12 protein-coding genes are annotated in these 13,462 nt (G+C 37.7%); all 12 read right to left on the minus strand.

The window, feature by feature from the left end; genetic code table 11:
• Window positions 1-13 precede the first annotated feature (13 nt).
• The 12 genes from LCL91_RS05345 to glpT all read right to left on the minus strand — a co-directional run bounded on the left by LCL91_RS05345 (window position 14) and on the right by glpT (window position 13,076).
• On the minus strand, window positions 14-859 hold the full coding sequence (locus LCL91_RS05345; RefSeq protein ID WP_224880640.1) for a carbohydrate ABC transporter permease: 846 nt from the start codon (window positions 857-859) through the stop codon (window positions 14-16).
• 12 nt (window positions 860-871) lie between these two features.
• Complete coding sequence (locus LCL91_RS05350) at window positions 872-1,777, minus strand: carbohydrate ABC transporter permease (protein ID WP_224880641.1); 906 nt, start codon at window positions 1,775-1,777, stop codon at window positions 872-874.
• A gap of 100 nt (window positions 1,778-1,877) precedes the next feature.
• Complete coding sequence (locus LCL91_RS05355) at window positions 1,878-3,149, minus strand: ABC transporter substrate-binding protein (protein WP_224880643.1); 1,272 nt, start codon at window positions 3,147-3,149, stop codon at window positions 1,878-1,880.
• Between the two features lie 140 nt (window positions 3,150-3,289).
• On the minus strand, window positions 3,290-4,450 hold the full coding sequence (locus tag LCL91_RS05360; RefSeq protein WP_224880645.1) for a response regulator transcription factor: 1,161 nt from the start codon (window positions 4,448-4,450) through the stop codon (window positions 3,290-3,292).
• The gene (locus tag LCL91_RS05365; RefSeq protein WP_224880647.1) at window positions 4,440-6,176 is read right to left on the minus strand and encodes a cache domain-containing sensor histidine kinase; all 1,737 of its coding nucleotides are present in this window, start codon (window positions 6,174-6,176) and stop codon (window positions 4,440-4,442) included. The genes LCL91_RS05360 and LCL91_RS05365 overlap by 11 nt, the downstream gene beginning before the upstream one ends.
• Before the next feature lie 11 nt (window positions 6,177-6,187).
• Entirely contained in the window at window positions 6,188-7,417 is a 1,230-nt protein-coding gene (locus tag LCL91_RS05370) for an ABC transporter substrate-binding protein (RefSeq protein WP_224880649.1), read from the minus strand.
• Between the two features lie 506 nt (window positions 7,418-7,923).
• Complete coding sequence (locus LCL91_RS05375) at window positions 7,924-8,442, minus strand: GNAT family N-acetyltransferase (RefSeq protein WP_224880651.1); 519 nt, start codon at window positions 8,440-8,442, stop codon at window positions 7,924-7,926.
• A gap of 225 nt (window positions 8,443-8,667) precedes the next feature.
• On the minus strand, window positions 8,668-8,853 hold the full coding sequence (locus tag LCL91_RS05380) for a hypothetical protein (protein ID WP_224880653.1): 186 nt from the start codon (window positions 8,851-8,853) through the stop codon (window positions 8,668-8,670).
• A gap of 182 nt (window positions 8,854-9,035) precedes the next feature.
• Complete coding sequence (locus LCL91_RS05385) at window positions 9,036-9,929, minus strand: metallophosphoesterase (RefSeq protein ID WP_224880655.1); 894 nt, start codon at window positions 9,927-9,929, stop codon at window positions 9,036-9,038.
• Window positions 9,930-10,102: 173 nt separating this feature from the next.
• Window positions 10,103-10,333 (minus strand): PF20097 family protein, encoded by a 231-nt coding sequence (locus LCL91_RS05390; RefSeq protein WP_224880657.1) that lies wholly within the window; start codon window positions 10,331-10,333, stop codon window positions 10,103-10,105.
• A gap of 160 nt (window positions 10,334-10,493) precedes the next feature.
• Window positions 10,494-11,075 (minus strand): hypothetical protein, encoded by a 582-nt coding sequence (locus tag LCL91_RS05395; RefSeq protein ID WP_224880659.1) that lies wholly within the window; start codon window positions 11,073-11,075, stop codon window positions 10,494-10,496.
• 639 nt (window positions 11,076-11,714) lie between these two features.
• Complete coding sequence (glpT, locus tag LCL91_RS05400) at window positions 11,715-13,076, minus strand: glycerol-3-phosphate transporter (RefSeq protein WP_224880661.1); 1,362 nt, start codon at window positions 13,074-13,076, stop codon at window positions 11,715-11,717.
• Window positions 13,077-13,462 lie beyond the last annotated feature (386 nt).

Here is a 13,462-nt window from a genome sequence, read left to right on the forward strand (position 1 = left end):
ATTCCTCCTTTTCTTATCCTTTCACCCCACTAGACGTAACCCCCTGCACATAATAACGTTGGAAGAAGATAAAAATTAGTACAACAGGGATAGTCGTCAAGGTCAAAGCTGCCATGATTTGGCCGTACTCGATATTGTTATCTGTAAACAAATACTGGATTCCTACTTGGACTGTTCGAATTGAATCATCAGTTGCAACAATTAAAGGCCACATAAAGTCACTCCAGTGCGTGACAAAAGATAAAATTGCAGCTGTCGCAAAGACAGGCTTTGAGTTCGGAACAACGATTCTCAAAAAAACTTGTAGTGGATTTGCCCCATCAATCTGGGCTGCTTCTTCAAGTTCATTCGGAATGCCTTTAAAGAATTGGATAAACAAGAAAATGCTGAATGCTTCCGCAATAAACGGAACGATTAATGATGGGAATTCGTTGATCCAGCCAAAACTATTAACTACAACATAGAGAGGTATCAAAACACTTTCAAAGGGAACGACGTAAAGAGCGATAATGACCACTAAAATGAACCCACTTCCTGGAAATTTAAGCTTGACAAGCGCATAAGCACAAAGGGAATTGACGATTGTGCCTAGTAAGACGATCATGCCGACCGAAAAAAGACTGTTCCAAAGATACTTTAAGAAGTTCACGCTGTCTGTAAATAAGATGGCTAAATAGTTATCAAAAGTCGCTTGTTTTGGCAAAAAAGACTGGAGCCCCATATCTTTAAAGATTAGCGTTTCCGGTTTGATAGATGCAACAACCATCCAGAGAAGAGGCGATATGAATAAGAGTCCAAGCAGGACAATAACAATTGAAATCCCTATTTTGTTTACACGTTTTTTCCAAGATACACTCATTCTTCTTCCCTCCTATTGGTTCAATACTTTCTTTAAGATTAACGAGATACTCAGTACAACAAGGAAGAATACGACAGCAATCGCGGAGGAATAGCCAACATCCCTGAACTGAAAGCCATTTTCATAGAGCATAAAGACAAGAGTTTTGGTTGAATCACTCGGGCCTCCATTTGTCATGATATAAGGCTGGACAAATAAACGGAAGGCTTGAATAGTCGTGATCATTAATACAAAACCTGTTACATTTTTTAAGGAAGGAAGCGTGACATTTAAGAATTTCTGCCATACGTTTGCGCCGTCAATATCAGCAGCTTCATACAACGTCTCGGGCACCTCTTTTAAGCCGGCCAAAAAAATCATCATCTGAAAGCCAGCACCCTGCCAGACAGACATAAAGATGATCGAATTCATCGCTTGCCCTTCACTCAGCAAGAAAGGCTGATCAGGTATACCGAAAAAGTTCAGCGCACTATTGATTAGACCGCTGTCGACATTATATAGAAACGTCCACAAAATCGCTACAACGACCATCGATGTGACCACCGGGCTAAAGAAAAAGACACGACCGATGACGGCTGTTTTTACTTTTTTATTCACTAGAATTGCTAATCCAAGGGCAACCGCACACTGTAGCGGTACAACTAAAACAGTGAAGTACAAGGTATTCTTCAGTGCAGTAAAGAAGATCGCGTCATTAAATAAACGGGCATAGTTATTAAACCCTGTAAACGTCTTCCCTTGTGGATTCAACATGTTGTACTCCATAAAGCTGTAAACAAAGGCTAAACCGACAGGTAAAATTAAAAAAGTAAAAAGTAAAACTAGAGCTGGAACGGAGAACAAGAACCCCAGCCACTTTTTCTGCTGTTCATATGTTAACAAAAACCGGTGAGATTTCTCACCTTGAATTTTACTCAACAACCATTCCACATGAGTCACCGCCTAAGCATGTATTAGTATAAATGGAGACGAGAATAGTAGGGGGTGTTCCTCTACTATTCTACGATCAACCATTCTTCTATTGGACTTTCCTCTCCAAATCCTTGTCCACTTCTTCTGCTACTTTGTCCAATTCCTCTTGGACGTCTCCTCCAAGGAAGATGTTCTGCACCGCTTGTCCATACTTTGTAGTAAGTACAGGGTAAGAAGGTGTCGTTGGACGCGGGTGGGCACTATTCAATACCTGGTCTTTCAATACATCGAGAGGCTCTTCCTTCCATTTATCCATCATTTCAAAAGAGGAATGTCGTGCCGCAGGTTTGTTTTCTACATTCGAAATCTTCACGATATTTTTTTTGTTCATCATATAATTCAACAATGTTGCTGCTTCTTCCTTATGCTGGGTACTCGTAGAAATTCCCCAGTTCCAGTCTCCTGAAGGAGATACTTGTTTTCCTTCAGGACTCTTCGGATAGTAGGTGATGCCCCACTCTGTGTCTGGATAGTTTTGAAGCTTGGACCACTCCCAAGAGCCCATAAGCATCATAGCTGCTTTTCCGTCTTCGAATTCCGTCGGAGTCGGTTGCAAATTCACAAGCCCTTCTTCCGTGAACTTTTTCAAATATTTCAATGCCTCCACTGTTTCTGGCCCGTTGACGTAACCATCCGTGGTGGTACCATCTTCAGAAATGAAACTTCCACCATTGCTCCATACCATTGGTCCCGTGAAGTAGATGATCCACTCTCCATAATCAAGTGTCCAATTGACACCATAGGTGTTTTCTTCTTTATTTGTTAGCTGTTTCGCTGCTTGGTAGAACTCGTCCCACGTCCAGGCTTCCTCACCAGCTTTTGGGGGCTCAATCCCTGCTTCCTTCAACTTATCCTTATTGTAGAATAGAGCGACCGTGGATTCGGTTGGTCCAACCGTATACAGCTGATCTTGGTATGTCCCCTGCTGAATGATTGATTCTACAAAATCGTCTTGATTCTCCACTATCCCATCGATCGGCTGGATGATTCCTGAATGGGCGTAGTTAGCAACACTCGGCCCGTCAAGCGCAAGCAGGTCAGGCAGCGTGTTACTTGTAGCCCCTGCTGATACTTTATCTTCATAAGCGTATTTGTTTCCCCTTGGTATAAAAGTGATTTCTGCCTCTATTTCGCCTTCGTATTCATTGTTGAACTCCTTGATAATTTCCTTATAAGCTTTACTTGTCTCACCTTCCGGATACCATAGGGAAAGCTTGACTTCTCCTCCATCATCTCCAGATGCTTCTTCACTCGAGTTGCACCCGAAAAGTACTCCCGTAAACAATAGAAATATGATTCCAATGCAAAGTTTTTTCATCCATGAACCCCTCCTCTTGATAGTTAAAGCGCTTCCATGAATCTATCGTATAACAATGAAATCGCTTTAATAAGAAGGCGTTTCTATGATCTATGTTTAAATTTCTACAAAAAACAGCTGCCTCTTAGTAGGCAGCTGTTTTAATTCTTTTGGTTTTGTTTACGGTACTGGCTTGGAGTCATGCTCATCGTCTTTTTGAAGACTTGACTGAAATATCGCTGATCTGTGTATCCGACTTTTTCGGCAATCCGGTAAGTCTCTAGATTTGAATTTCTCAAAAAAGTACAAGCATGCTTTACTCTTTCCTTTCTTATATATTCAAGAAACGTTATGCCTTCCTTTTGTTTGAAAAGCTGACTGAAATAGCTAACACTGATCCCTACATGTTCTGCTACTTGCTCGATACTCAAATCTTCATGGAAATGGTTTTTAATATAGGTGATTGCTTGATTCACAGACTCTGATACACTAGCTTTTGGTGTATAAATGCGCTCAACTAACTCTTTTGTAATGACCTTTTCATCTGTAAAAGAAGCAAGAGCCAACAAGTCCTTTGCCTCATCAGCGGATTTCTTACAGCTATTCATCCCTTTCACAACACTTCCGATAGCCCAAACACTATCTTCCACTACTTCCACTCCATTTTCAGCGAATTCTGTTACTTTTCTTTCAGCGTCTTCTTCTTCATCAAATTGTAAAACTGCCAAGAAATTTTTCTCTCCCCAAGGGTAAAGGAAATGCTCCCATTCCCAGCCACTCAGATAAGTTCGGAGAGAACCCAAATCATATCCTTCACTACTATCAGGGTGCAAAATCATGATTGCTGCATAAGAATGCCTAGTTTCCCTCATGGGGACTTCCAAACCCGAAGTGACTTGGTCATATACCCATTGTTTCTTTTGTTCATAGAAGTGTTCTTTTCTTTCTTTAATGGTTAAAAGAGCTTTATTGATACAATTCTCTAGCTCGTCATAATCGATCGGCTTTAAAAAGTAATCTAATGCATTATACTTTAATCCTTCGCGAGCATAGGAGAATTCGTCATACCCACTCAGTAAAATCGATAGCGGGGGTGATGGCCAATTATATATTTCTTTCAATACTTCGACACCAGACATTTCAGGCATGGATATATCCGTTAGTAATAAATCTACTGAATATCTCTGAAGCTTTTCTAACAGCTCACGCCCATTTTTCACTGCGGCGACGATTTCACAATCTAAGGATTTCCAATCAATAATACCCTGTAGATTTTTCAAAATTAGAGGTTCATCATCTGCAATGACTACTTTATATTTCATCCTTTTCACCCTTTAAAGGAAATTTCATTTTAATGATAGTGCCATGGATAGAATCAGAACAGACCGTTAACCCATAGGCCTTCCCGTAATAGAGCTGTAAACGCTTGTGAACATTCATCATTCCATGCCCAAGCTTTTCTTTACTAGCTCCATTAAGACTTTCTAGAATATCTACTGGAATCCCTTTCCCGTTATCGCGAACTTCGATGACTCCCTTCCCTTCATGTATTTCCCCTTTGATCGTAATTATCCCTGTTTTTCCGGATTCAAATGCATGTAAGATGCTGTTTTCAACTAAGGGCTGCAAGATAAGCTTCAACACATAGGCTTTTTTTAAGTCTTCTGCTATAAACACCTGAAATTGGAAGGCATGGTCATATCGGATTTTCTGGATTTCAAGGTAGCTGACCACATGCCTGACTTCCTCTTGTACCATGACTTCATAATCGCCATTAATGCTAATGCGAAGTAGTTTTCCTAGGTTAATGGTAATTTTACTGATTTCTTTTTGTCCATTCATTGCAGCAAGAGCGTTAATAGATTCTAATGTGTTATAGAGAAAGTGAGGGTTGATCTGCTCCTGAAGAACTTGGAACTGAGCTTCCCTTTTGTATATTTGCTCCTGTTTAACATCTTCGATAAGACCGCGCATTCTCGCCACCATATTATTAAAACCGGTTGAAATATCCTTCAGTTCTTTTAATTTGAATGATTTCATCTGCACATACAAAGAACCTTGTTCAATCTTTTTCATGCTTGTTAACGATTCCTGAATGAACTTCGATACTCGACGTAAATAAAGAAGGTTAAATGAAAGAGCAATTAGAATAGCCACTACAGAAAGGAGGATGGTTGTGTTACGAATATGAAAGATTTCACTTGCTAATACGTCCCAAGGCTTGACCGATACTAGAATTAGCTTATCTGCGTTCATCGTTTTAAATTGGGAAGGAATGTACGTAACTAAACTTTTATGTTCTTCCCAGTCTGTTAAAATGTAGCCTCCTTCCCCAACTTCAAAAGAAGGAAAATCAATCCCTAGGTCACTGCCAATCCTTTTGTGGTCTGCAGAGTAAATGATCTTGCCGGTTTGATCAACGAGAAATTCTTCGGAGGGTATCATGCTCACTTGGGCAAAAATATCGTCAAATAATCGAATGTTCAAGTTCATCACTAAGTAGCCAAGGTCTTCCAATGTTTGAATATCTTTAATCACACGTCCCTGGGTGAGAACAGGCCTTTCATCGCTTGTCCATTCCTGATTATCTGTCGGAGACAGCCACACCGGCCTGCCTTTTTGTTCGATAATCCCGCCATAAAAAGGGCTATTTACAAAGCTTTCAAACTCCGGAACAGATGAGTTCCTCAAGTGGAGCTGCTGGCCGTCTTTACTATAAAGGATAAAATCATCAATTTGCGCATTCCCATACATCAGCCCACCAATCGATTGCTGGTTATTATAAAGATCAATCACAGAAAACGTATTGTTGGTCTCAAGATAGTTCTGAATCTCTCCTGTAACCATCACATAATCTGAAAAAACATTGACTTGAGAAACAGCGTTCATCAGATTTCTATCGATAGCCTTTAATGTCTGAATCGTCTGCTCGCTGATGTTATTTTTTAATGTCGCAGAAGAGATTTGATAAGAGACGATTCCCAAGACAAGTAGCGGAACCAGTACGAATACTAAAAAGGCTATTAACATTTTTCTACGGAAACTCATGGCATTCACCGTCAGTTCAATTCATAATTTTGAAACATCTGTTCTAAATCCAATAAATAGGTATCGATATCTTTATGGATAAGAAACTGAAGCGTATGTTTGCGATAGTCTTCTTCCGCTTCCGTTCCTCCATTCCAATAATGATTCGGCCAATTGACAGTTTGACCTGATAGAATTTTATTATGAAGGACTTCTACCTCTTTCCGATCTACCCTGACACCTTTTATGGTGCTGATCGATCCTTCATAACTCGATAGCTTTGAAGCTTGCTGATTCTCTGTCAAAAAAGATAGGAAAGCTTTCGCTTCCTCTGGGTGATCGGTATCGGAGGAAATAGAAATTCCAATATCTACACCTCCTAGAACGTTATGATCTGCAGAATTATCCGATGGAAAAGGGAAGATTCCATAATTCAATTCTGGGTTAATCATCTCAATCATGGGCAGTGCCCATGTTCCCATGACCAGCATTGTCCCATCTCCCTTTGCGAACTGTTCATTGGTTTTAAAATAGTCATCCTCAAAAGAACTTGCTTGTGTGTAAGGGAGTACGGATAGAATCTTTTTCGAAATATCCCTCCAGCGCCCATCTTCTACAATAGATTTTGGAGTATTGCTCCAGTAAGCTTTCGGAAATTGATCTGCCACAAGATTCAGTGTAAATACACTCGTTTGTTCCAAATCTTTGTTAGGCATTAGTAAAGGCGTATACCCTTCCAGTTTCAATTGTTCCATGACTTCTATCCACTCACTCCAAGTGTTAGGAATTGCTACACCTGCTTCAGAAAAATGATCCTTATTATAAAGTACCCCTACTGCATTCTGAGTTAGAGCAGCTCCGTACATCCGCCCATCTACCAAATACCTTTCTTGTATTGTAGGTTCAATTCTGGATAAAAAAGGTTCCTCAGTAAGATCCAAGATATATCCTTTTCGAGCTCGTGTAATATAATCCTGTTCAATCGGATACGTAATGAATAAATCAGGTGCTTCTCCCCTAGCAATCCTTGTTTTTAAAACTGTTATACCACCAGGTACGACCACTTGCCTCACATCAATCCTTGGATTTTTTTCTTCAAATTCCAGAATCAATTGGTTGAAAATCTTTTCCGTTTCCACTTTCGGTGAAAAAAACTCCAGAACTACTTTCTCCTGTTTCGATTTATCTATAGAAATTTCATCGCTGTTGCAAGATGCCAAAAGGAGCAAACTTCCAATCGACAAAAGGAGCCATTTCTTCATAGTTGTCCCCCCCTAAACCTAAATATATCTTATTATATAGTCGTTTCTACTTTTAAAGAAAGGGCTTTCAGATAAGGCGAGGGTAAACTTGCATTTTCCCTAGAATTTATCCCCAATACTTGAAGATTTATTTAAGTTTACCTTCGAATCCACAAAGTTTAACTTATCTAACAATAAACCCTCTACATACATCAGATGATAACAACTGATAAAAATTAGCCTCAGCTGGAAATCCGGTTCAGAAGACACTTTGTCATAGCCATGTGATGAGTAAAGAAATATATTATTTATTTCATTTACTAAAAGACCAAGTATGAATAAACCCTAGTACCTCAGCAAACTTTAAGAGGTAGAATGCATTCAATAATAGAATGCTTTTTTCTTGGCTATCTCGAAAGTGAGTCTTCCACAATCCTGCCCTGTTATTAACTTAAACAAAAAGGATCGTCATCCTTTTTAGATTAACGCTCCGAGATACTTGAATAATATCTCTAGTGACAATAATTTCAGGAATAATGTAAGCTTTTAGAACCCTCTATTTTCAACTTATAAAACACCTTATCTACCTTTACGATTGGAAAATTACTAGGTAATTCCCTTCTACCCACTGCTATAAATCCATTCTTTTGATAAAACCGATGTGCGGCGAGAAATTGCGGAGTAGTCCCCAAGTATATCGTTTGAATTTCGTGGTCCTGTGCCCAATCGACTGCTTTGTTTAATAGTGATTTTGCAACTTGATATGTAGAGCCTCTATAACTTTTGTTTACAAACATCTTCCTTAGAGCAACTTGGTTGTGTCCTATGTCTAACAAACTTATTGTTCCAATTACTTCATTATCTAATTTGGCTAACCAAAAGTTACCCTTCCCTATCTGATAAAACTCTGGAATTTTGAGCAAATCAGGTTGGTCTTCCTTAGTAATTGCGATACTATATTCCTTCTGTTGTATATGTAAAATAAGTTCAGATACCTGTTTTTGATAAGCTTCCGAAAACTCTTCAATAATTAATTTATTATTCAACCTTATCAATCTCCATTACCCTTGATGTATCCATTCATTTTCCATCTCCATTTCCAATTCCTTAGTACCAATTATTTCAAAATTGTAGGTGTAACTCAATCTTTTATTTCACATAAAATGTAGTCTATCTTATTACAGATAAGCTCCAAGATTATGTAAGAATCGGATTCGAGATATCTCTTACTCTTCTTTACTTTAATACTCGTTAGTAAAAAACACATATTACTATTTTTGATTCTCTAATGCTCTCGTCACTATATGGAATACAAAGTAACTCATTCCACTAAGACCTGCAATTCCGAACAGGGTAAGGAAAGCGTTTTTCTCCACATACACCATACTTACAGCAAATAAAATAAAACAAATTATTGCACCTATAATACTTTGAATAGTGTTCATCTTCCTATTCATTTGTTACCTCCCTCCTATAACACAAAACTGTTCCGTTATTACAATGTTTTTTATCTATAAATTTTGAAGAGGGAACCAACCATTGTTCAAGATTCGCTCCGAGTTTGTTTAATACTCGAGTTCGAGATATATCTTGGATAGTCTTTTACTTTAGCCCCATTACTTTAATTAGAAGTAACTACTTATTTACTTTTTAATACGACTTCAACTAATTCTGGTCGATTGTTCACTCTTAGAGGAACTGGATTGTTACCCAACCCTCTACTTACAACCATTAAGGAGCTTTCTTTATGATACAAACCACCATCGTATTCTGGAAACAGTTCTTCCGTTGATACAACCCCTCCAATAAATGGTAGATGCATCATCCCTCCGTGAGTATCCCCAGAAAAGACTAAATCAGCTCCCCAATCAACGTATTCATCAAAATAAAAAGGTCTATGCGAAAGTAAAATATCCACTTTGTCGTCACTCGTTTTCCCTAAGCGATGTTCGATACGCATTTCTCCTGACAAATGTTCTTTCAACCCATACAAGTTAATTTTTGAATCTTGTTCTGTAATTGTTGCTTTTTCATCATTTAAAACGGTAACCCCCAGTTCCCTTAATCTTTCTTCATATTCTTCTTTAGTACCTTTGTTTTGATACTTATTTCTATCTTCGTAATACATACCTTCTTCGTGTTCACCAGTAACATAATATATCGGATAATCATTGCTTAGAATTTCAAGTAACTCTACCAGAACTTCTCCGTTATTCGGTATTTCTTGGGAGTTATTTAACATATCACCAGTTATAACAATAATATCTGGCTCTAGTCCATTAATTTTATCAACCAGTCTCTTGTTTCCTTCTCCAAATTCTTTGTTGTGCAAATCTGCTAATTGCACAATTTTAAAACCATCAAATTCTTCTGGCAAATCTTCCAAAGAAACAAATTCTTTTGATATCGAAATCCAATTAAGCTGCGAAAAGTAATAAGATACAAGTAATATTAAGATCGCTAAAGTGATAAGCGATTTTTTTCGCCGTACAACCATTTTTTCCTCCCCGTAACGCCAATAAATTGCTTCCACTATTCTGCTCCGTTAGTTAGATATCTAAATACCATGATATTCTTGTATTTATGTAGTAAAGGACTAATGCTCTATTAAACAATTGCTCCGAAATAACGAAACAATGGACTTTATTCAACATTCTTGATTTGCCCCCGGTTGCTAAATAAGTTAAGTTCAAAATTACATTACTTCTATTTTATATCTTTGTTTTCCCTATGTTTAAAAATAACTACACTACACTCTTCACACCTTAACGCTGGAACTTTTTTGACTTTTAACCATGCATCACCTATTAATGTTTCACTTCCAAAATCCGCAAAGATGGAATTAGGCGAGTCTGACCAGCAAATTCTTCGAGGAGAGAATATATATCCTTGCTTCAACTGATTACCACATTCAGGACACATTACAATATCGTCCATTGTGAGTTACACCACCTTCATCTTAGCGTTTTTATTGGAATAACTAGTATACCTGCACCGTCATTTTTAAATTAATTTTTACTTTACTATATGATTATGTAATTAGAGCGAGTAATCGCTCCGATTTAACAGAGGAAAGGCTATTTCTACTCACTATGTACTATTGATAGTTAAATTCTTCGATGGTCTTAAATACCCTACTGAAAACATCTAGGATATTTTCTTGAGATTCTTTGTCATTATATAGACCATATTTCCAACCTAAATGACCATCTTGTTTGGAGTAATATCCCACAGCATACTCTGAATTGCTAAGGCTGTGAGCTTTTTCGTATGATGAGTCAGCATTTGTAAAAGCATAGGTTAATTTTTCTGATTGTATAAAAAAGAAAGGCAAATTCGTAGTTTTGTATAACTCAGCGTATTTACTTTCAGAGGCTTTCTCTAGGAATTCCTTCATTATAAATACCGCATCGTAATCATTTGAATCAATATCTTGCAGATCACCAAAATTCATTTGTGTGAACGTGATAAGTTCATTTTCCTTTATTTTTGGTTCGTCACCTACAACTGCAATTTTTAATGGTGTCCCATCGTAGTTTTCAAACTTAGGACCATTCTTTCCTACAGCATTTGGAGATTCAGTAATACTACTTTTATTTCCTCCTTGATCAACTAAACCGTTCGTTATACACGAAGATAACAACACTATTGAAAATATTAACAGAAAAACGCGTGTCAATTACATACCTCCTTAATGAATATTACAGGGAAATTATTCAATTATCCGGCTCAAATTTCTAATACCAATTATTTCAAATCATACTGCGTAACTCAATCCTTAATTCCAGTTAAAAGGCTCCTATCTTATTACAGATAAGCTCCGAGATTGTTGAACTTACATTCTAGTTAAGCTTGTGATGTTGACATAAAAAATACTTTAGCTGTTTGAAAAGAACCAATCTTTTTCATATTTAAGATTTAGCAAACCTCCAACTCTATATGCAAACTCTATAAATGCTGATCCTTTCGCTGTATAAAGTAATCATCCACAACAACTGGTGAGCATTCATAGTTCTCATCGTTCAATGTATCCAAGAAATGCCCTTTGCTCAGTTGTTAATCCTGTAGTATAACGTTTCTCCTCTAGCACACCACTTGCTGACAATAAATAAGGAGCACTAGAAATTGCAGCAATTATTCGATATTACTTATGCTTTACTTAATACGTGCCCTTTGATGCTGTAAAGAGCGTATTAAATTTAGAACCCAAACTATTTGAAAAGAAATTGAGCCCATATCATTTACTATTTTCAAAAAAAAGCCCTATAGTAAGACTTTATTCGAAAAGTCAACGCCATAGGGCTTTCATAAATTCACTTTAATGCTTTACAACTTCCTGTCCACGGACATTCCATGTAACTGCAAACAAAATCGTAGCGATCACACATGAACCCGTTAAGAGCATAAACCCAGCATCCCAACCTGAAATCTGAACTACGTAACCCATTAATGCGTTTGCCATAACAGCTCCTCCAAGATAACCGAATAACCCTGTCAGTCCTGCTGCTGTACCCGCAGCTTTTTTCGGAACAAAGTCTAACGCTTGTAAGCCTATCAACATAACCGGACCATAGATCAAGAAACCAATAGCAATAAGTGCAAGATTATCAATCATTGGATTTCCAGCAGGATTTAACCAGTACACTACTACGGCCACAAGAACACCTAACATAAAGACAAATCCAGCAGGTCCCCGACGCCCTTTAAATAGCTTATCTGAGATATACCCACATAAGAGTGTCCCTGGAATACCTGCCCATTCATATAGAAAGTAGGCAAAGCTTGACTCTTCCATATTAAATGCTTTTTCCTCACTTAAATACGTAGGTGCCCAATCTAACACACCATAGCGGACAAAATAAACGAAAACATTAGCAATCGCGATGATCCATACCCATTTATTATTAAGTACGTATTTAAAGAGGATTTCCTTCGTCGTAAATTCCGTTTCATACATCGTCTTTTCTTTATTTTGGTAATCATTTTTATACTCTTCAATTGGAGGTAATCCTACAGATTGCGGCGTATCTCGCATTAGAACAAAAGCAAGGATCGCAACCAGGACAGCCACTAGTGCTGGTAAAATAAAAATCCCTTCATATCCAGCGAAGCGTGCCCCAAAATAAGTAGCCGTGATGGACGCACCAGCTACAGCTAATGGTGCCATTAAGCCACCACCAACGTTATGTGCTACATTCCAAATTGAAGTTTTTGTCCCTCTTTCACTCACACTATACCAGTGTACAAGCGTTCTACCAGAAGGTGGCCAGCCCATCCCTTGTACCCAGCCATTCAGAAATAACATTACAAACATAATAGCGATTGTGGATGTGAAGAACGGTACCATACCTAACATTAGGTTTATAATTGCTGAAAGTATCAACCCTGTCGCTAGAAAGTACCTAGCATTACTTCGATCAGAAACAGTCCCCATCACAAATTTACTTATTCCATATGCAATTGAAATGGCAGACAAAGCTAGTCCTAACTCTCCCTTAGTGAACCCTTCTTCCGTCAAATAAGGGATGGCAATCGAAAAGTTTTTACGAATCAAATAATAACCCGCATACCCAATAAAAATTCCTAAAAAAACTTGAAGCCTTAACTTTTTATATTCAGAATCCACCTTTTCTTCCGGCAATCTTTCTTGATGTGGTGCCGGCTTAAAAAAACCAAACATTTGACCCCTTCCTTTCTTACTATTGAATTAAGCGCGAGGATTAATATATCGGAAAAATATTTTACAAAAAAAAAAAAAAAAAAAAACACACACTTCTCCTTTTCCCTAAAGAAAAATAAAAAGTGCGATTCTCAATGTCTCCCGCAGTCTATTAACCTGTATTTTCCATAATAAACAATAATGTAATCGCTGTCAATGACTTATAATATAATTCAGATATAGGTTTAACCCTATCATTTACTAATAAACCTCTCTCGTCCATGTATAACATAATTGAAATTATTGATTAATCTTTTATCTTTCCAGTTTCTATTTATGCCTTTTTTTAAAGATGTCTCTAATTGCATTGATAATAAGAACCTCTAACCCTAATTACATAATCCTGA

It is taken from the genome of Guptibacillus hwajinpoensis (assembly GCF_020171785.1).
Lineage (GTDB): Bacteria > Bacillota > Bacilli > Bacillales > Guptibacillaceae > Guptibacillus > Guptibacillus sedimenti.